Here is a 20,491-nt window from a genome sequence, read left to right as displayed (position 1 = left end):
ACTTAGCTCTATCAATGGGTTGCGACCAACCCACAGTCAGGCCAGCTATGTTCACCGCATTTGCGCCAGACCCGGTGAGGCTATCGGGCAAGCTGTCTTACTGGCGCCCAGCCCTGCTGGCGCTGGGCTTGAGCCTGAATCACACCCCGGCACTGGCGTCAGACCCCCTCGCCACGGCGCCCATCCAGTACAATATTGAAGCGCCACAGCTGGCATCGGCACTGATTCAACTCAGCCAGCAAAGCGGCCTCTCGGTGGTTTTTTCCGACCAGGTCGTGCGCGAACTGCCGGCACCGGAAGTGGTCGGAACCGTGAAGACCTCCGAGGCACTGGATACGCTGCTGCTGGGCACCAACCTGGGCTGGGAACTGGTTGATGATCGAGTCATCGCGGTATTTGCACTGGATTGCGCGGCGGCGCTGGGTTGTCCCTCGCCGCGGGAGATGCTGGACCAGTACCCCATCTACGTGCCCGGCCTGGAACAAACCTATGTCTATGGCACCCATGTCACCGGCTCGCGTATTCGGCGACCCGGCTACAGTGGTGGTGCACCGGTAGATATTCTGTCCTCCCCCGACATCGAGCTCAGCGGGGCGCAAACCCTCGGTGAACTGCTCAAGTTCGTGCCAGCGGTCTCGGGCAACGCTAACAGCACAGCTATTTCCAACGGGGGTGACGGCACCGCCACTGTCACCCTGCGCGGGCTGCCCGCCAGCAACACCCTGGTGTTGATAAACGGCCGCCGCGTGGCCAATGACGGGCTCGCAGGCGAATCTGTCGACCTGAACAGCATTCCGCCCGCCGCGGTGGAACGCATCGAGATCCTCAAGGATGGCGCCTCCGCCATCTATGGCTCGGATGCCATCGCCGGTGTCGTCAACGTGATCATGAAACGGGATTTTTATGGCTTCCTGGCCGAAGCCTATTATGGACAGGCCGAACAGGGGGACCTCGAGACCTCTACCCAGACCCTGCAATACGGCACCGGGCTGCCGGAGGGCTCATTTTTCATCAGCGCATCGCTGTACAACCAGGAGCCCCTCTACAGCCGCGACCGCGATGTCTCAGCCAGCGCGGATACCCGGCCCCTTGGCGGCACCGACCAGCGTTCCAGCGCGACGCCCAATGCCCGCGTCACCCTTCCCGGGGGACCCACCCTGATCGCCGACGGCGCCGGATACAGGCAGGCTGGCGACGAAGACCTGTTCAATTACCAGGACTACACCACCGCGGTAGTGCCGCTCGAGCGACGCAGCCTCTACAGCAATGCAAGCTACGATTTCAACGAGAGCATCACCGGCTTTGTCGAGCTCAGCCACCTGGAAACCGAGGCCGCCTCCACGCTGGCCCCCACACCGGTATTCACTGCCTTTGAGCAGTCCGACCTGGCGGTTGCTGCCGACAATCTCTACAACCCCTTCGGCGTGGAACTGGTCGATGTCAGGCGGCGGCTGTTGGAGTTTCCGGAGCGGCGACAGCGCAACGAGTCCGAGGTGACCCGGTTCAGCGCCGTGGTCGAGGGCCTGTTCGCCGACTGGAACTGGGACGTGGCCTACAACTGGAGCCGCAGCGAGGCCACCGAGGTCACCACCAGCATCGTCAACGCAGACCGTCTCGCTCGCGCCATCGGGCCTGCGGACAACTGCCTGGGCCTGGCGATAGACGGCTGCATCGCCGTGGACCTGGTCGGTGCCTCGGGTTCGATCACACCGGAACAGGCGCGCTATATAAGCACAACAGGGAAAGTAAGTGGTTACTCCAAGCTCTACGGCACAGCCATGAATTTTTCCCGTGCGCTGGCGGGAATGCCCGCCGGGCGGACAGACCTGGCCTTCGGTGTGGAGTACCGGCGCGAGGCTACCAGCAAGAAGCCCTCGGCACTGCTCGCCTCCACCAGTACTATCGGCGCCACCAACTTCGAGGCCACGGGGGGTGACCGCAATGTCATGGAACTGTACCTGGAGACTATCGTGCCCCTGTGGAAAAGTGCAGACGGCCTGCGCAGTCTCGACGTTGAAGCCGCATTGCGTATGTCCGACTACAGCGATTTCGGCACCACCACCAATCCCAAACTCGCCCTGCGCTGGCAGGCTAGCCCTTCCATACTGCTGCGCGGTAACTATGCGCAGGGGTTTCGCGCGCCCAGCCTCAATGAGCTCTACGAGGGCAATACCGAGGAGCAGGCTTTTATCAACGACCCTTGCACCCAGGTGGTCAATGTCGACACCCTGCCCGGATGCAGCCGCCAGGCCGACCCCACCCGCAACCAGTTCCTGGTGCTCAAGGGCGGTAATGCCGACCTGAAGTCGGAGACCTCAGACAGCTACAGCCTGGGCATCGTGCTGACACCCGTCGAGATACCGGGCCTGGCGTTCTCCATGGACTATTTTTCTGTAGAGCAGGAGGATGTGGTGTCCTCGAGTGCGCAGTTTATCGTCAACCAGAACGCCTTCACCGGCGCCTTTGATGATCGCGTTGCACGCGACGACATGGGCAACCTCACCCTGGTAACAGCCAGTAACCTCAATATCGGCCAGCGTGAAGTGCGAGGCATGGACCTGGCCTTCACCTGGCACCTGCCGGGGCGGCGCTGGGGGCAGTTCACCATCAGTGGCAGTGGCAGCTGGATCTGGGAATACCTGGCCAGGCTGGATCGGACGGCGCCGGAACTGGACCTGGCAGGCACCTTCCGCGACGAGGCCTCCGAGGGCCTTGGCGGTATACCGGAATGGAAGTCGCAGCTGGGCATGCGCTGGCAGCGCGAGCGCTGGTCAGCGAGCTATCAACTGCATTTTATCAGCGACATGGAAGAAATCATCCCCGATAGTCGGCAGACTCGCGAAATTGACAGCTGGATTGTGCACGACGTCCAGCTAAACTATTCCGCCAGTTTTCTAGATGGGCTGCGCCTCACCCTGGGCATAGACAATTTACTCGACGAGGAGGCGCCACTCGCTACATCTGCGTTCAATGACAATATCGACGGTCGAATGCACGAGTTGAGAGGTCGATACTGGTATACTCGCATCAATCAAAGGTTCTAGTTTTCACCAGGCCAATTATCCGGAAGAGCAATGAACACGTTGAAATTAAGAGCGACGGCTACAGCGATTAGCTGCGCCTGCATTGCCTTTACGGCAAGTATTCTTGCAGAAGAATCGCCCGGCAAAGGGCTATCAATCCAGCAATTGATGTCTCCCGAGGAATACCTCGCTGCGGGACTGGACAAGCTGACCCCTGAAGAAATCGAGGCGCTCAATGCATGGCTAAGTCGCCAGGAATTGGCCAAGCGGCCAGTTTCGGCGAGTCCACAAGCAAGCCCTGAAGCCCCCCTCGTAGTGGAAGCCTCTGTGGCCACCACTGGAGCGATAGCAGGCGGTGCAGAGGAAGCGGCAACGCCCCAAATGGACGGGTTCGGCTTCCCCGAGCCTTCTCCCGCTGAGAAGGATCGAGGCAAACAGTTACAGGCGAATGTCTTGCCTCCGTTCAAGGGATGGAGCGGTAAAACCATATTTCGCCTGGATAATGGCCAGGTCTGGCAACAACGCGTTTCGGGTCGATACACGTATTCCGGGGACGATACTCTAGTGGCGATTTCAGTTAATCGATTTGGTTTCTACGAAATGGAGCTGGTTGCCGCCAAACGCAGCGTTGGCGTAAAGCGCCTGAAATAACCCTTACTCAGCCACAGGCTACAAACTAATACACCACTTATCAGGTCTTACCAGGCCTACGGTTGGCTGGTAATGACCGTCTCACGCCGTAAGATTTTTCGCTTCTCTCACATCCTCAAGGCAAAAAAAAGCGGGCCATAAGGCCCGCTTTGGTGTTGCACTAGAGTGCTCGCCTTACATGGCGAACTTGATTCTTGCGCTGTAGAACCTGCCCAGATAGTCATAGATCGGACTAGTGTTGGCAGAGATAGCCGGAACAAAAGGAGGCTCTTCGTCTGTCAGGTTTTCAACACCGACAGAGAAGGTCCAGTTATCCCAGTTATACGAGCCATAGAAATCGAAGTAGTTGACGGCGTCCGCTGTTTTGTTGAACTCGTCAAAACCGATTTCATCCGAGATGTCCATCTCATCGATGTAGCGCCAGGCAAGCGTTCCCGTCCAGGCATTCATCGCGTAGGTTGCACTCAAAGTAGACTTGATCTCGGGATAACCCGCGAAACTACAAACGTCACAGGCCACTTCGCCGGCAAATTCTTCCTTAAAGCCGGTATCGGTAGTCTCTGTGTACTCATCCAGCCAGTTAACCAGCCAGTCCGCAGTCAGCACGCCCGGGCCTGCATCCCATGAGAAGGTCATGTTAACGTCGACACCAGAGGTTTCGATGGTAGCAAGGTTCTCAAGCAACAGGTCGAAGCGAATGACGTCGCCGTTCGGCCCACGGCCAATCCGGTCACACTCAGGTGCAGCCAGTCCCGCCGTTTCATAACAGGTGTTGATCACGTTAGAAGCCACAGGAGTACCAATAGCACCATCGATTTCCACATCGTAGTAGTCAATCGCGATACGCGGGTTACCCCAGATTTCAGGCGTCAGAACGAGACCTACACTGAAGTTATCCGATGTCTCCGGCTCAAGCTCGGGATTACCACCCTGGGAAAGCTTCAACTGAGCAGCAGGCTGGATGTAGTCCGCGGGAACCCCCTGGGACGCGCAGTTAGCCGCTACAGTAGGGTTAGCCGCCTGATTGACCGCATTACAGGGGTCAGTCACACCCGTGAAGGCGTCGGCCGTACCACCGAACAACTCAAGCACGTTAGGTGCCCGGAAACCGGTTGATGCCTGTGCGCGGAATGTCAGCCATTCGGCAGGCGCCCAACGACCACCCAGTTTCCAGGTGGTTTCGTCGTAGTCGTCGTAATCCGAGTAACGCACAGCCGCTTCGATACCCAGTTCCTCTGCAAAGGGCGCACCGGACAGGATCGGGATGTCTACCTCAGCGTAAATCTCCCACAAGTTGTAACCACCAGAAGTCGGCTCGGCGAAGTTACCACCACTGTCGCCATTACCTACGATACCGGAGGGCGTCACACTACCTGACTCATCACGCCACTCAAGGCCGGCCGCAAAGCCCATTCCGCCGGCTGGCAATTCGATGAGGTCACTGGTAGCCAGGGATGCAGCCACATGCCACATCTCATACTCGGTTTTCTCGTGATCTTCGAAAGTGATGAAGTCGATCTCTTCCTGGGTCTTGGGGCTGCGACCAAAAGGATCAAACAGCGGATCGCCGTTTGCCTTCTTCGGGCAGCTGCTGATCAGGGCGCACTGTGCCGGATCTACAGCGGCCTGCAGGTTGGCGACATTCAACTGGCCAAAAGTCACTTCGGTCAGACGCGATTGCCCCCAGGTAGCCCAGGAATCAAAGCTCCAGTCAGAGCCGATGAAATCCAGATCACCGCGGAAGCCGACCGTGGCCTGGTAAGTGTCGGTATCGTACTCAAAAGTACGGTTACCGAGGTCCAGTCCGCGATAGGACATCTGGAACGTTTCCGCATCCGGACCGAGAGCCTCGCGTATTACGGCTGCGGCGTCTGTCGGAAGATTGGGGTTATCGAACGGCACTTTCAACAGGTCGGTGAACCGACCGGCTGCGCCAGACACGGGCAGCGGCGTGAAATACAGCGTACCTTCACGGTGTTGCGCGATCAGGTTGGTGTAGGCTGACCAACCGTCTGCAATCTCAACTTCACCAATCGTGCCGAAGTTATAGACAGTTGCCGGGTTCACCAGGCTAACGCCCTTTCTGCCCGGATCGTTATAGTTAAAGCGGTGGCCAGTATCCAGTATCGACTGAACACTGCCGTCACCGGCAGAACCGTTCAAGCCACTGAAGCCAAACGTGTCGTAAGGCTGGTAGCTGGCGCCGGTCGCAGGGTCATCCTTGAAGATAATGCCGGCATCCGGGACACGGCCCTCAGGGGGGATACCGCTGCCGATCAGGGTCAGGCGGCCGCCCTCACCATCATCGGCCTCACCGAGAATGGGCACACGAGACCAGGAGCGATCGAGGAAATCCACGTTCTCGGTGTCGTTATAGGTAAAACCTACGGTGAAACCGCCACGAGCACCCTGGGCGCCGAACAGGAAGCCGACATTCTGGGTCTCACCGCCGTCATCCTGGGGCTGGCCGTAGCCTCCCGTGAATTCAAAACCCTCAAAGCCATTCTTCATGACCACGTTAACCACACCGGCTACGGCGTCAGAACCATAGATAGCAGACGCGCCATCGGCAAGCACTTCAACACGATCAATCATGTTGGATGGGAAGCTTTGCAGATCGACGGCCAGACCGGTGGAGTCGCGAATGGTGGATACGACCCTGCGGCCATCCATCAGCACCAGTGTGCGCTCGGCGGCAAGGTTGTGTATCTCTACGAAGTTAGCGCCGCGGCCACCGTTGGAGTTATTGCGGTTTGTGCCACCACCACTGCTGGTAACAGAGGGCAGGCGCGCCAGAGTATCCAGTACGCTGTAGGTACCAATCTGCTCGATCTGCTCACCTGAAGTGATGGACATCCCACCAAGGTAGGACTCGGGATTACGAGTAATACGCGAACCGGTTACTACCACCTCTTCCAGCATGGTCTCTTCCTGGGCGAATGCGCCTGGAGAGGACAAGCTCAAAGAAGCCAATCCCAGCGCAGCGGACACTGCTACCGACAATCGGTTTTTCTTGATCATTGTTTTACCCCTGATATTTTGACTTTAAGACTGGACCCTCATCACGGATTGAGAGTTCCTGTGCCAATAAGAAACGAATTAGTTCCGTAAAACCACAATGCCAACCGCCAATTTGTGCAAAATTCACATCAATTGCCTTGTTTCGCACAATATTCACGCAATTTTTTTCTTCAGGTCGTTCAGGAACTGCCAGTGTTAGTGGGAAATGGACCACGGCCAGCTGAACCAGCTGGAATCTTGTTGAGGGTCAATCACGTGACGGCGCTGGTGCTTGCGATTTGTTCAACCCCAGTGAGAACCTGGATAGCAGGCTGTCTGCTGAAGCCAAACCCATTCAGAGGTTCGCCAGCAGGGACAGCTTGCGGTTATAGGTGCCGCGCTGCAACTCGTCCACCGCCCGCTCGCGCGCGGATTCGAAGGCGTCACTCGCGCGTTCCACCTTACCCAGGCGCACATAGGCGAGCCCCAACAGGCGATGGAACTCATGCTGGCTGCGATCCCTGCGAATAGCTGATCTAGCGCGCTGCACAGCAAGTTCGTAGTCGCCCGCGGCATAGGCTTCGGTGGCCAGGTTGTGCAGATAGTACGGGTTCTTGCGCCGGAACAGCTCCACTTTTTCTTCGTAATACGTCGCCGCCGCATCGCGGCCCTGGTGCCGGTACAGGCGCGCGAGATTGCTCATGCCGGCCGCGTCTCGGGAAACCTCTATGGCCGTCAGGTAGGCAGATTCCGCCGCCAATTCCAGATCGGCGCGGCGATAGAGACTGCCAAGATTAGTCCAGAAATAGCCGGTGCGAGGAGACAGCTGTAACGCGGTGCTGAAATGCGTAAACGCGCGTGCGGTCTGGCCAGCGGTCATGTGATGCACGCCTACGTTGTTGTGATAGCGGGCGAGGGCTTCATCATCATCCAGCAGGCGCCGGCGGAAATCTGAATCGAATGGCTCCCGGGCGAAGTCGATCATAATGCTGCTACCATGCAGGTCGACCACCGCATTGATATGCTTGTTATACATCCAGGTGTCGCCCTGTGATTCCCAGGAAGGCGGTACCTCCACTTCCTGGAACCGCACGCGCAGGCCGGATTCACGGGCCAGCGCGACAAACAGGCTGGTAAACGACATGCAATTACCCTGGCGGGAATAAAATGCCTCCTCTGCCGTCAGCGTCTGGAACAGGTTGTAGTCCAGCCTGAGGCCGTCATCCAGGATTGCCGCAAGTATCGCCTCGACGCGCTGCTTGCTGCTGGCACCGGGCGGCACGTGCGCTGCAAGGAACGCCCGCATGTCATCATTGACCGCCAGCAACTCCGCCTCCGCCGCCTGCGGCAGCGGCAGGTCCAGCAACTCACCGCTCAACAGGGTCTGCCGATCAAAGGCATTGGCAGCCATGCCGGACAACACCGGCTGCTGCGAACAGGCAGCAAGGGCTGCGATCAAGCCTGCCGCAAGAGCTAAACGACTCATTGTGCGCATCATAGGGCACCTCCATGCAGTGGCATCCTGCCCGGGGATCACTGCAGCTCCAATACCCCTGATTGTAGTCGGTTTAATTGCATGGGTTAACCACACTTAAGGCGATATACTGCGTCGACACCCACGCCACCGGGAATACTCGATACCTTGGACACGATTTCTGCCTTTATCACCCTGCTTTTTGTCATGGACCCGCTGGGTAACGTGCCCATCTTCCTGTCTGTGCTCAAGGACGTGGACGAGAAACGCCGCCAGTGGGTGCTGGCGCGGGAGCTGCTCATTGCGCTGGTGGTGTTGCTGATCTTCCTCTGGCTCGGTGGCGCACTGCTGGACATACTGGGGCTGAAGCAGGAATCCATCAGTATCGCCGGCGCCATTATCCTGTTCCTGATCGCAATACGCATGATTTTCCCCTCGCCCTATGGCCTGCTCGGTGAAACGCCGGAAGGCGAACCGTTCATCGTGCCACTCGCCATACCCATGGTAGCCGGGCCCTCTGCCCTGGCCATTACCGTATTGCTGGTCTCCTCCGACCCCAATCGCATGTTCGACTGGACGCTGGCGCTGGTCGGCGCCTGGGCGGCGGCCGCCGTACTGCTGATGTGTGCACCGCTGCTGCTGCGGGCGCTCGGCAACCGGGGACTGATCGCGGTTGAACGGCTGATGGGAATGATACTGGTGATTATTTCAGTGCAGATGTTCTTTGATGGCGTGGGCGCCTTCCTGCACCTGAACGAGACCCCGGCGTTCTGAAGGCCATGCCGGGCGCTTCAGCGCTGCAGCTAGCTTACCGGCAATACTTCACTCTGCCTGCCGGAACTGCAGGTTTAGCGTTACCGGTATCGCAGTGCTGATGCTCGACAGGCCGGCAACTTCACGCAGTGCGTCCACACCCGCCGCGAGCCCGAAATCTTCTGCACGCAGCAGCACCGGCCTGGAAGACATAACCCTCAGGTGGCCGCTGTCACTGAACACCACTACCGGCACGGAAACGCTCTGTTCCACCCCGTGCAGCGAGACGTTTACGGGCAACTCGGTCGTCACCGTGCCGCCGCGACTGGCCTCTGCAAGCACTTCTGTGTCGACCTCTGCAGACACTTTCGCCGCAGGGAACTTCGCCGTGTTGAATAGCATTTTACGCATGCGCTCATTGCGGATGGGTATCAGTGTTTCCACGCTGTTGAGGTCGATGCTGACGCGCACAGCACCCTGCTCGCTGATGTAGCCCATCAACACCGGGAAGCTGTGGGTCTCGGCGATACTCGCATTTTTCACCGAGACAAAATTGATCACGGAATTACTGTCGTTGAGTTCCCACTGGGCATTGGCCTGGGCAGCGATCAGTGCGCTGCCGAGAATGATGCCGAGAATCCTGCCTGTAATTGCCACGTTTCTGCCTCCTCTTCGCCGCGAGCTGCGCGCCCTGCCTGCTCCGCCCATCCTGGCGCCGCCTCGACCCGCTGGCCAAGGTTTGTGAATAAAATAGACTGCGATCAAACCACCTCGGCAAGGTCGCCCTTCTTCTCCAGCCAGGCCTTGCGATCCGAGGCGCGTTTTTTGGCCAGCAGCATGTCCAGCATGTTGTTGGTGCCATCGCCAGCATCCAGTACCAGGCGCACCAGACGGCGGGTATCCGGGTCCATGGTGGTCTCACGCAGTTGCAGCGGGTTCATTTCACCGAGGCCTTTGAAGCGCTGAACATTCACCTTGCCGCGCAGTTTTTCCGCCTCGATTCGGTCGAGCACGCCCTGCTTCTCGCCCTCGTCCAGAGCATAAAATACCTCTTTGCCCACGTCGATACGATATAGCGGTGGCATCGCCACATACACATGCCCGGCGGCAACCAGGGGGCGGAAGTGGCGCACAAACAGCGCGCAAATCAGGGTAGCAATGTGCAGGCCGTCGGAGTCGGCGTCGGCGAGGATGCAGACCTTGTGGTAGCGCAAACCGGAGAGATCGTCCGAAGCCGGGTCGATACCGAGGGCCACGGAGATATTGTGTACCTCCTGGGAGGCCAAAATCTCCTGCGAGTCCACTTCCCAGGTGTTGAGGATCTTGCCACGCAGCGGCAGGATGGCCTGGAATTCCCGGTCGCGGGCCTGCTTGGCGCTACCACCGGCAGAGTCACCCTCCACCAGGAACAATTCGCCGCGGCTGGGATCCTCGCCGGAGCAGTCTGCCAGCTTACCCGGCAGGGCGGGGCCAGCGGAAACCTTCTTGCGCACCACTTTTTTCGCGCTGCGCATACGGCTCTGGGCATTGGAGATACACATCTCCGCCAGTTTTTCCGCTTCCTCGGTATGCTGGTTGAGCCACAGGCTGAAAGCGTCCTTGGCGATACCCGAAACGAAGGCAGCCGCTTCCCGCGATGACAGGCGCTCCTTGGTCTGGCCGGAAAACTGGGGGTCCTCCAGCTTGGAAGACAGGACATAACAACAGCGGTCCCAGATATCATCCGGGGTCAGTTTGATGCCACGCGGCAGCAGGCTACGCAGCTCGCAGAAGTCACGCATGGCATCGAGCAGCCCGGTACGCAGGCCGTTGACGTGGGTGCCGCCCTGGGCGGTGGGAATCAGGTTGACGTAGGATTCAGCTATCACCTCGCCGCCCTCCGGCAGCCATTGCACAGCCCAGTCCACGCCCTCGCTACTGCCGCTGAAGCTGCCGACAAAAGGTTGTTCAGGAATAGCCGGGAAGTCAATGGTGGCATCGGCGAGGTAGTCGGTGAGACCGTCCTCGTAAAACCACTCCTGTGATTCGCCTTTTTTCTCGTCCTTGAACTTCACCCGGAGCCCCGGGCACAACACCGCCTTGGCGCGCAAAACATGCACCAGGCGCGAGACCGAGAAATTCACCGAGTCAAAATACTGCGCATCCGGGGTAAACGTCACCGTGGTGCCGGTATTGCGTTTACCGCAGGTGTCGATAACAGTGAGGTCGGAGGTTTTTTCACCACCGGCGAAGCGGATCTCGTGCACCTTACCGTCGCGACGGATAGTCACCACCAGGTCGCTGGAAAGGGCGTTCACAACCGAGACACCGACACCGTGCAGGCCGCCACTGAACTGGTAGTTCTTGTTCGAAAACTTGCCGCCAGCGTGCAGGGTGGAAAGAATCACTTCCACTCCGGGCTTACCCTGTTCCGGGTGGATATCCACCGGCATGCCGCGACCGTTATCGCTGACCGATACCGAGCCGTCTTTATGCAGGATCACGTCGATCTGGTTGGCATGGCCCGCCAGCGCCTCATCCACGGAATTGTCTATCACTTCCTGGGCGAGGTGGTTGGGCCGGGTGGTGTCGGTATACATGCCCGGGCGCTTGCGCACAGGCTCAAGTCCCGTGAGGACTTCGATATCTTCGGCGGTATATTGACTCATTATGGAGAACGCGTTGAAACGACTGCAAGGAAGTTGCCGCCATTGTACATGAGGGTAGCAGCATGGTGACGCAGCCCGGCAAAAAAATTAGCCAGGAAACGCGGGTGAGACTAGAGGTAGCCGCCTGACTCCAGGTCCACGTTGAAGCTGGCGTCCATCACCCGGGAAATACCGGTGCCGATACCCCCGTCAGCCTTCAGTTCAAGCCAGCGGTAACCCGGGGGCTGGGCATCGGCCTTGAACTGCTCACTGCCAGGAGCGAACTGCACACAGGTTGAAGGGGACGCCATCAATGCGACATCGCCGCGCCAGGTATCGATTTGCTGGTGTACATGGCCCCACAACACACCGCGCACCCCGGGATGCCGATCGACCGTCTGCCAGAATTGCTCTGCGTCAGCCAGCTGTTGCTGGTCTATCCACGCGCTGCCAACAGGTACGGGCTGGTGATGCAGGCAGACCAGGGTGTACAGGCCCTGCTCCTGCGCCGCCTGCAACGCGCTTTCGAACCGCTCTTGCTCCGCGGCACCGAGCTCTCCCCCTACCTCACCGGGAATCTGTGAATTCAGCATCAGTATCTGCCAGTTGGCCGCCCGCACTTCACCACACAGATGCGCCTGACCGGCGATCGCAGCAGCCATCTGCTCACGGTCATCGTGGTTGCCCGGCAGCCAGAAGCTCTCGGCGTCAAAAGCCTGCAGGTACTCGATCAGGCGCTGGTACGCCTGTAAATATCCGCGGTCGGACAGGTCGCCAGTGCAGAGAACACCGTCGATCACCTCGCGCTCGCGCAGTACTTGCCTGATCACCAGTTGCAGGGAGCGGTCCGTGTCCATGTCGAGCAGGGTGCCGCCGCGCTGGGCGCAGAGATGGGTGTCGGTCAACTGCACCAGGTGCACGCTGTCACCCGCTGGCTGGATGCGGCAAAGGGGTGCTGAACTGCTGAGGTTACCCACGTTGACGCCGCCGCTCAGGCCCTGACCGCAACGGGATGCGCACTGAGGCCATTGCCAAGGCAGTGCTCCAGCCAGTCCGCCAGAAAACGGTTCTGCTGCGATTTTTCATCCTGCTGGTGCATCTTGCTGTTGGGGTAATCGTAACGGGGCTGGATTCGCTGATGGGACTGGAAACTGCCCACCTCCAGCATGCCTGCGTCATGGTACGCGCGCACCTCGACTTTCAGGCTGCCCAGCCAACGGGCTTCCGCGTGCTGCTGGTGGATGCGAAAAATCGTGGTGTAGCGACAGCGCTCGACCACTTCGAGGCGTACCCGGGAGGGGCCGATCTGGAAGCCATGGTGGTTACTGCTTTCGTAATGCGGGAACAGGCGCAACAGGCGGGCATAATTGGCTTCACACACCGCATGTAGCTCGGCGATATCCACTTTGAATGGCTTGTTAACTGGCTTTTGCACTACAACCGTTCTCCAGACCCACCCTGCGAAAGGCTGGGAATTAGGCTTCCGAACATGATCTGCGACATGGTTCAGCCACGAGTTTAACACTTATGATAACTAACACTAGGCGCATTTTTGAGTGGCAGTTCACACAATGCAAGACTGTCCGGGTACTGCTAGAATCGTGCCCGCGGCGCATTGAGCCGTCGCGCATCATCGAGGAGAAATCATGAAACGGACCGGAGTCGCGCTGATCGCGCTGACACTTACCCTGGGAACGCTGGGCGCAAAGGCCGAGTCCCTGCTGGACATTTACGAGCTGGCGCTCGAAAACGACGCTCAGTTGAAGGCGGAGGAAGCCACCTACCTGGCCAATCGTGAAGCAAAGAACCTGGGCATGTCGGCCCTGCTGCCAAAAGTGAACGCGAACTACTCGCGCGCGGGCTCTGACACCAGCACCGATTCAGAGACCTTCCAGGTGGTAGAAGACGGCATTACCGCGGTGAACTCCACTACCGACAACGACACCATAACCGATGCCTTCCAGGTGTCACTGAACCAGGCCCTTTTTGACCTGCCGGCGTGGTTCAGCTTCAAGGCCGGAGAGGAGACCACGAAACAGGCTGAAGCGACTTTCGCCGGTAACCAGCAGAACCTGATCGTACGCGTGGTGGATGCTTACCTTGGGGTACTGCGTGCGCAGGACAACCTTGAAGCATCCAGGGCCCAGGAACGCGCCTTTGAACGCCAGCTGGAGCAGACCCAACAGCGCTTCGAGGTGGGCCTGATTGCCATTACCGATGTGTATGAGGCACAGGCAGCGTATGACCTGTCGCAGGTTAACCGCATTGTCGACGAAAACAACGTGGCCGTTGCCCTGGAGCAGTTGTCAGTGCTTACCGGGCAAAAACACGGCAACCTGAGCGTGCTCAAGGAAGACTTCGAGATCAATCCGCCGGAGCCGCTGGATCGCTCCGCCTGGGTGGATTTCGCGCTGGAGAACAACTTCAGCCTCAAGGCTGCCAAGTTCCAGGAAGAAGCCGCTCGGCAGTCCTCCAAGTCCGCGGCCCTGGAACATGGCTTCAAGATCAGCGGCAACTACAGTTATTCCGATAACCAGACCGACGGTCGTCGCACCATCACGCCGGAAACGCAGTTCAACAGCTCGCCTTTCAACAATACCGACGGCGACCGCTGGGAGCTGCGCGTGGATATGCCGCTGTATTCCGGTGGCGCCATCAGTGCCAATCGCCGCCAGGCAGCGCAGCAATTCAATGCCGCGCGCGAGCAGCGCATCAACCTCGGCCGCACTACCGTGACTAATACGCGGTCGCTGCACATGACCGTGGTCAGTGACGTGTCCCGGGTCAAGGCACGCAAGCAAAGTATCGTTTCGTCCAGGAGCGCACTCGATGCGACCCAGGCCGGTTACGAGGTAGGTACACGGAATGTGGTAGACGTACTGAATGCGCAGAACACCTTGTTCGCCGCGCAGCGGGATTACGCCAACAGCCGCTACGACTACATCATCAACATGATGCGCCTGAAAGAGCAGGCGGGGTTGCTCAGCCCGCAAGACGTGATCAACCTGGATTCCTACCTGCTCACACCACCAGCACCAGCGGCCAGCAGTTCCAAGTAGCTGGCCCGGCCGGCCGGCGCCACCTCAGGCGCCGGCGGATTCCAACACCTCACCCACCAGCTCCAGCAGACGCGCCAGCGCGCCCCGATTGGCATCGACGACAGCCTCGGCGGCGTGCCCCATGTCACGGCGCCGGTTTTCATCGGCCAGCAGTTCCCGCAGCGTTGGGGTCAGTTCGCCGGCGTCGGCCACCTGTATCATGCCGCCCGCGGCAAGCAGCAGTTCAGTAATTTCGCTGAAGTTGAACATATGCGGCCCGCTGACCACGGGCACTCCCCAGGCTGCGGCCTCGAGCACATTCTGCCCGCCGTGCTCGATAAAACTGCCACCGATCACGCAAACCGTGGCCACGCCGGAGAGCAGGCGCAACTCACCCATGGTGTCGCCGAGCAGGACAGCGTGCTCCGGGGACACCGTCTCTGCCTGAGAGCGCCGCGCTGTATGCAATCCCCTTGACTGGCACAGGGCGTACACGGATTCGAAGCGCTCCGGGTGTCGCGGCACGATGAGGCAGAGCAGCTGTGGCTGTGACTGTCGCAACTGACAGAAAGCATCCAGTACCACTTCGTCTTCGCCCTGGTGGGTGCTGGACGCCAGCAACACCGGCCGCTGACCCAGCGCCACCCGCAGCGATTGCGCCTGGGACCGCAGCGCCGCATCCAGTTCAATATCAAATTTGATACTGCCGGTCAGGCGCAGGCGCGACGCCTCCAGACCCAGCGTTAGCAAGCGCTCACCATCAGCCTCCGACTGGCAGGCAACGCGATCCAGCCCGGCAAGCATAGACCCGGTCAAGCCGGCAAAACGCGCGTAACCACGCGCGGAGCGCGCCGACAGGCGGGCGTTGGCAAGTACGATGCGACACCCGCCCCGCTTGCTGTAGTGGATCATATTGGGCCACAGTTCTGTCTCCATGATGATCAGCAATTCGGGGCGCACCCGGGCCAGGAAGCGCTGCACGGCGCCGGGGATATCCCAGGGCGCATAAACATGGAACACCCGCGCGCCGAACTGGGCGCGAACACGTTCGGAACCGGTCGGGGTAGTGGTGGTCATCACCACGGAGTGTTCCGGCCACTGCGCGAGCAACTCCTCCACCAGCGGCACCGCTGCCAGCGCTTCACCAACGGACACCGCATGCACCCAGATGACTCGCCCCTCGATGATCTCCCGCGGGCACTGGAACACCCCCAGACGCTCCGCCAGGCGCTGTCGGTAAGCGGGTGCTCGCCGGGAACGCAGCAGCATGCGCAACCACAACAGCGGCAGCAGCGCATAGAACAACGCGCTATACAGGTAGCGCATGGGTGACTCCTTTTAACTGAATAGCGAGAGAATACCAGCCAGCAACCCTGCGGGCCTGTTTCCGTGGCGTGTTTTTTTCACTCAGTTGGTGACCCGGCAGGCGGCACCACAATCGCGTTATCGGGCTATAATCGCGCTTTGCAATTTCCTGGAGCGCCCAATGGGCACGCCTGTGCTACACACAGACATAGCCATTATCGGCGGCGGTATCGCCGGGCTGTGGACTCTCAACCAGCTGCGCAACCGCGGCTTTAACGCCGTGCTGATGGAACGGAATGCCCTTGGCAGTGAGCAGACGATTGCCTCCCAGGGCATGATTCACGGCGGCATCAAATACGCACTGTCAGGCGCCTGGAGCGGCAGCTCCGAGGCGATCTCGGCCATGCCTGCCATCTGGCGCAGTTGCCTGCGCGGCGAGGGCAAGGTCGATCTGCGCACTTGCAATGTACTGAGCGAGAATTTCTATCTCTGGTCACACACCGGGCTGACCTCTCGGGTCAGCTCCTTCTTTGCCAGCAAGATGCTGCGCGGACGCGTGGAAAAACTCACTCGCGATGCCCTGCCCCGGCCGCTGGCATCACCCCGCTTCAAGGGCCAGGCCTACCGGCTGGTGGACCTGGTACTGGATGTTCCCTCGCTGGTGCAAACCCTCGCCGAGCAGCACCGGGACGCTATTTTCTCCGTGGACTGGAACACAGCCTCGCTGGAAGTTGAGAACCGCCTCGCCTACCTGCGGTCGCCACAGATGGAACTGCGACCTCGGCAACTGTTGCTCACAGCCGGCGTCGGCAACGAGGCCCTGGTGCAGGCCCTCGGCGGCAGTGAGCCCGCCATGCAGCGCCGGCCGCTGCAGCAGGTCCTGGTCAAGCATCAGTATGCGGAGCCGTTCTACGCACACTGCACTGGCGCCAGTTCTTCACCACGACTGACCATTTCCAGCCATCGCACGAGCGCGGGCGAACCGGTCTGGTACCTGGGAGGTGACCTGGCCACGGAAGGCGCCGATGCGCCTGCCGAAGAGGTGATTGCCCGGGCGCAGGCTGAACTTAACGAACTGCTGCCCTGGATCGACTTTGGCGATTGCCAGTGGCGCACCCTGCGACTGGACCGCGGGGAGCCGCGACAGTCGGCCCTGCTGCGACCCGACAGCGCCTACGTGGGTGCTGTAGACAGTGTCGATAACGCCCTGGTCGCATGGCCTACCAAGCTCAGCCTGACGCCCAACCTGGCAGATGAAGTTGACCTTGCCCTGGCAGCCCGCGATATCGCGCCCGGCCCGGAGACAGACATCGCGCCGCTGGCGGCCTGGGGTCGTCCGGGTATCGCCGAGACCTGCTGGGACACGCTGTTCTCGTGAGCTGGCTGCGGCAGTTGGGAAGCACCGGCATAGAGGTCAGTGCACTGGGGCTGGGCACGGTGAAGCTGGGGCGTGACCAGGGCGTCAAGTACCCGCGGGGCTTCACCATTCCAGACGACAGCGAGGCGACAGCGCTAATCAACCAGGCCCGTGACCTCGGCATCAACCTGATCGACACCGCACCGGCCTATGGCAACAGCGAGGAGCGCCTGGGGCAGCTGCTGCGCGGTCAGCGGGGGCACTGGGTGATATGCACCAAGGTCGGGGAAGAATTTGACGGTAGCCAATCCAGTTTCGACTTCAGCCCCGAACACACCCGCTTCTCGGTGCAGCGCAGTTTGCAGCGCCTGCGTACCGACGTGATAGACATGGTGCTGGTGCACTCCAATGGCGACGACCTGGACATTATCCAGCGCTGGGGCACGCTGGAAGCCCTGGATGAACTCAAGTCTGCAGGGCTGATTCGCGCCTTCGGCATGTCCACCAAAACCGTCGCCGGCGGCCGGGCAGCTGCCCGCGCCGCAGACCTGGTAATGCTGACCTACAACCTGGCACAGCGGGAGGAAGCTGCAGTACTGGATGCCTGCGCTGAACTGGGTAAAGGTGCGCTGGTGAAGAAAGCGCTGGCCAGTGGCCACCTGCAGCCGGTAGCCGACCCGGTACAGGCGGCCATGGACCTGGTATTCGGCCACCCGGCCACCGGGGCCGCCATTGTCGGCACTATCAATCCTGAACACTTACGGGGGAACGTCGAGGCTGCCCGGCGCTCTCTACAGAAGTAAGCGCTTACTTGTTACCCTGTATGCGGCTGACAATGGCGGTCGTGGAAAGGTCGTCTACAACACCCAGGACCTTCACCTCCCCACCGTAGGCTTCGACTATTTCCCAGCCCACCACGGCTTCCTTGTCGGCATAGTCACCGCCCTTGACCAGCACATCCGGCTGCAGCGCCTCCAGCATGGAGCGCGGCGTGTCGTCCTCGAAACAGACCACCCAGTCCACCGCTTCCAGGCCCGCCAGCACCGCCATACGCCGCTCCTGTGGGTTGATCGGGCGGCCCTTGCCCTTGAGCCGCCGCACCGAGGCATCCGAGTTCACCGCCACGATCAAGCGATCGCCCTGCCGCCGCGCCTCTTCGAGGTAGGTGACATGCCCGGCGTGAATGATGTCAAAACAACCATTGGTAAACACCACTTTCTCGCCATGGCTGCGGGCATCGGCTACGGCGATCTGTAACTGCTCCAGGGTCACCGCACCGCGCTCCGAGCCCTGGTCCTGCTGCACCGCGCGCCGCAGTTCCGGGCCGCTCACTGTCGCCGTGCCCAGCTTGCCCACCACGATGCTGGCGGCGATATTCGCCAGGGCAACTGACTGTGGCAGCGAGGCCCCGGCGGCGACGGCGGCGGCGAGTACGGCAATCACCGTGTCCCCGGCGCCAGTGACATCAAATACTTCCCGGGCCCGGGCCGGCAAATGCAGTTCTTCCGCGCCGGGACGCAGCAGGGTCATGCCGTGCTCGCCGCGGGTAACCAACAGGGCCTGAAGTTGCAACGTATGCATCAGTTCTTCGCCGCGTTCCACCAGTTCAGCTTCGGTGGGGCATGGGCCCACCACCGCCTCGAACTCGTGGAAGTTGGGGGTCAGCAGGGTGGCGCCGCGATAACGCGTGAAATCTGTCCCCTTGGGATCCACCAGCACCGGCACGCCCGCATCGCGGGCCGCCTCGATCAGCGGCGCCGGATCATCCAGCGCGCCCTTGGCATAATCCGACAGCACCAGTGCGCCACAGTGCGGCAACAACTGCGGCAGACTTTCTTTCAGCGGGGCGCCGGAACTGGACAGCCCGGGCTCTTCAAAATCCAGGCGAATCAGCTGCTGGTGCCGACTGAGGACCCGCAACTTGGTAATCGTGGGGTGGCCCACTACGCGGGTAAAGCCACAGTGCACGCCGGCGCCGGAAAGCATGTCTTCCAGCGAGTCGGCCATCTCGTCGTCACCGGTGTAGCCGGCCAGCTGGGCACCGGCGCCGAGGGCGGCAATATTCAGGGCCACGTTACCTGCGCCGCCAGGGCGGTCCTTGATCTGCTCTACCTTGACCACGGGCACCGGCGCCTCCGGCGAGATTCGCGAAGTGCCGCCCTCCCAGTATCGATCGAGCATGATGTCCCCCAGAACCAGTACCTGCGCCTGATCGAAACGCGGCATTTCCAGTTTCATCGCTAGCTGTCCTCGGGGTTGTTTGACCTGCGGCATGATAGCACGGCGGGCGCTTGCCAAGGCTCGACAAAAACGCTACTTTGCCCTGCCCGTTACCCCGAGATTTCTCGCATGATCCCCGACCTTCCCGGCAATATCGACGAGATCAAGGGCTTTCTCGCCGACGACGAGGCCCATGCATTGCACCATCACGCGCTGGTGGAGAGCCGCAAGGGTCCGGTGCTGGAAATCGGCAGCTACTGCGGTAAATCCACTATATACCTGGGCCTTGCCTGCCGCCGCAACGGCGCCACCGTGTTCGCGCTGGACCACCATCGTGGCTCCGAGGAGCACCAGCTGGGTGAGTATTTTCACGATCCGGACCTGTACGACACTGGCGAGGGCCAGGTCGATACCTTCCGGGAGTTCCGCCGCAATATCCGCAGCGCGGGGCTGGATGAAACCGTGGTGCCGCTGGTGGCCGGCTCAGATGCCGCAGCCCGGCAGTGGCAGACACCTTTGGCCATGGTGTTCATCGACGGCGGCCACAGCCTGGATGCGGCGCTGACCGACTACCGCTGCTGGACCGCGCACCTCATGCGCACCGGGATACTGGCCATTCACGACCTGTTCGAAGATGCCCACGAAGGTGGTCAGGCACCCTGGGCCATCTACCGTATGGCGCTGGCGTCGGGTTTGTTCGAAGATCTGGGGCGGGTTAACACGCTGGGGCTGTTGCGCAGGCTGTAGCGGTCATTGGTGTCTTCTCTTGGCCGGGCCGGCCTGGGCGATGACGATTCCCTCTCGAAAACCGCAAAATCGTGCCATCCCTGGCTGCTTGGGCTCCCGGTGCGCCGGCCGCGCCATCCATGGCTCCGCACATTTTCGTGAGGGAATCGTCATCACCCAGTCCTTGCTCAGCAATCCACGAATTCAAGTTCTTTGCGGGAGGGTGTTGGTTCTCGCTTGGCGACACAGCAAGTGCTTCTGGCGGTCCCGCCAAGAGGTCATACCCTCCCCGGGCCCGGCCGGCTCAAAGCGCTCAG

General features: G+C 60.4%; 15 protein-coding genes. 7 read left to right on the top strand and 8 right to left on the bottom strand.

Features of this window, described 5'->3' with window-relative positions; genetic code table 11:
- The first annotated feature begins 47 nt into the window (after window positions 1-47).
- Together F0M18_RS12595 and F0M18_RS12590 are read left to right on the top strand one after the other, a co-directional pair.
- Window positions 48-3,044 (top strand): TonB-dependent receptor, encoded by a 2,997-nt coding sequence (locus tag F0M18_RS12595; RefSeq protein WP_188109705.1) that lies wholly within the window; start codon window positions 48-50, stop codon window positions 3,042-3,044.
- A gap of 30 nt (window positions 3,045-3,074) precedes the next feature.
- Window positions 3,075-3,674, top strand: coding sequence for a hypothetical protein (locus tag F0M18_RS12590; protein ID WP_149611796.1), 600 nt, complete (start codon window positions 3,075-3,077; stop codon window positions 3,672-3,674).
- Window positions 3,675-3,848: 174 nt separating this feature from the next.
- Here the strand turns inward: F0M18_RS12590 and F0M18_RS12585 are convergent, their stop codons facing one another.
- Complete coding sequence (locus F0M18_RS12585) at window positions 3,849-6,695, bottom strand: TonB-dependent receptor plug domain-containing protein (protein ID WP_149611795.1); 2,847 nt, start codon at window positions 6,693-6,695, stop codon at window positions 3,849-3,851.
- Between the two features lie 334 nt (window positions 6,696-7,029).
- Window positions 7,030-8,160 carry a tetratricopeptide repeat protein gene (locus F0M18_RS12580; protein ID WP_188109704.1) on the bottom strand — a complete coding sequence of 377 codons (1,131 nt, stop codon included), beginning with the start codon at window positions 8,158-8,160 and terminating at the stop codon, window positions 7,030-7,032.
- 156 nt (window positions 8,161-8,316) lie between these two features.
- Here F0M18_RS12580 and F0M18_RS12575 point away from each other — a divergent pair, with 156 nt between their 5' ends.
- Window positions 8,317-8,922, top strand: coding sequence for a YhgN family NAAT transporter (locus tag F0M18_RS12575; RefSeq protein WP_149611793.1), 606 nt, complete (start codon window positions 8,317-8,319; stop codon window positions 8,920-8,922).
- A gap of 48 nt (window positions 8,923-8,970) precedes the next feature.
- On the opposite strand, the gene F0M18_RS12570 is transcribed toward F0M18_RS12575, so the two are convergent.
- The 4 genes from F0M18_RS12570 to F0M18_RS12555 form a co-directional block, all read right to left on the bottom strand.
- A complete protein-coding gene (locus F0M18_RS12570; RefSeq protein WP_223177978.1) occupies window positions 8,971-9,558 on the bottom strand; it encodes a YceI family protein in 588 nt (195 codons plus the stop codon).
- A gap of 104 nt (window positions 9,559-9,662) precedes the next feature.
- The gene (gene parE / locus F0M18_RS12565; RefSeq protein ID WP_149611791.1) at window positions 9,663-11,549 is read right to left on the bottom strand and encodes a DNA topoisomerase IV subunit B; all 1,887 of its coding nucleotides are present in this window, start codon (window positions 11,547-11,549) and stop codon (window positions 9,663-9,665) included.
- A gap of 110 nt (window positions 11,550-11,659) precedes the next feature.
- Window positions 11,660-12,505, bottom strand: a complete 846-nt coding sequence (gene cpdA, locus F0M18_RS12560; RefSeq protein ID WP_149611790.1) for a 3',5'-cyclic-AMP phosphodiesterase — start codon at window positions 12,503-12,505, stop codon at window positions 11,660-11,662.
- Between the two features lie 14 nt (window positions 12,506-12,519).
- Window positions 12,520-12,963, bottom strand: a complete 444-nt coding sequence (locus F0M18_RS12555) for a DUF1249 domain-containing protein (protein ID WP_149611789.1) — start codon at window positions 12,961-12,963, stop codon at window positions 12,520-12,522.
- A gap of 211 nt (window positions 12,964-13,174) precedes the next feature.
- Here F0M18_RS12555 and F0M18_RS12550 point away from each other — a divergent pair, with 211 nt between their 5' ends.
- The gene (locus tag F0M18_RS12550; RefSeq protein ID WP_149611788.1) at window positions 13,175-14,587 is read left to right on the top strand and encodes a TolC family outer membrane protein; all 1,413 of its coding nucleotides are present in this window, start codon (window positions 13,175-13,177) and stop codon (window positions 14,585-14,587) included.
- Window positions 14,588-14,611: 24 nt separating this feature from the next.
- On the opposite strand, the gene waaA is transcribed toward F0M18_RS12550, so the two are convergent.
- Window positions 14,612-15,892: a lipid IV(A) 3-deoxy-D-manno-octulosonic acid transferase gene (waaA, locus tag F0M18_RS12545; protein WP_149611787.1), complete on the bottom strand. Its 1,281-nt coding sequence runs from the start codon at window positions 15,890-15,892 to the stop codon at window positions 14,612-14,614.
- Between the two features lie 160 nt (window positions 15,893-16,052).
- On the opposite strand from waaA, the gene F0M18_RS12540 reads away from it, so the two are divergent.
- Window positions 16,053-17,249 carry an FAD-dependent oxidoreductase gene (locus F0M18_RS12540; RefSeq protein ID WP_149611786.1) on the top strand — a complete coding sequence of 399 codons (1,197 nt, stop codon included), beginning with the start codon at window positions 16,053-16,055 and terminating at the stop codon, window positions 17,247-17,249.
- Window positions 17,246-18,031, top strand: a complete 786-nt coding sequence (locus F0M18_RS12535; protein ID WP_149611785.1) for an aldo/keto reductase — start codon at window positions 17,246-17,248, stop codon at window positions 18,029-18,031. The genes F0M18_RS12540 and F0M18_RS12535 overlap by 4 nt, the downstream gene beginning before the upstream one ends.
- A 4-nt stretch (window positions 18,032-18,035) precedes the next feature.
- Here F0M18_RS12535 and hldE read toward each other — a convergent pair whose 3' ends face one another.
- On the bottom strand, window positions 18,036-19,466 hold the full coding sequence (gene hldE / locus F0M18_RS12530) for a bifunctional D-glycero-beta-D-manno-heptose-7-phosphate kinase/D-glycero-beta-D-manno-heptose 1-phosphate adenylyltransferase HldE (protein ID WP_149611784.1): 1,431 nt from the start codon (window positions 19,464-19,466) through the stop codon (window positions 18,036-18,038).
- Window positions 19,467-19,577: 111 nt separating this feature from the next.
- Between hldE and F0M18_RS12525 the strand changes: the two genes are divergently transcribed.
- A complete protein-coding gene (locus tag F0M18_RS12525; RefSeq protein ID WP_149611783.1) occupies window positions 19,578-20,195 on the top strand; it encodes a class I SAM-dependent methyltransferase in 618 nt (205 codons plus the stop codon).
- The last annotated feature ends 296 nt before the right edge of the window (window positions 20,196-20,491 follow it).

Source organism: Pseudohalioglobus sediminis (genome assembly GCF_008370495.1).
GTDB lineage: Bacteria > Pseudomonadota > Gammaproteobacteria > Pseudomonadales > Halieaceae > Halioglobus.
Note: the sequence above shows the minus strand (reverse complement) of the source record. Positions and strands in the feature narration are given on the sequence as shown.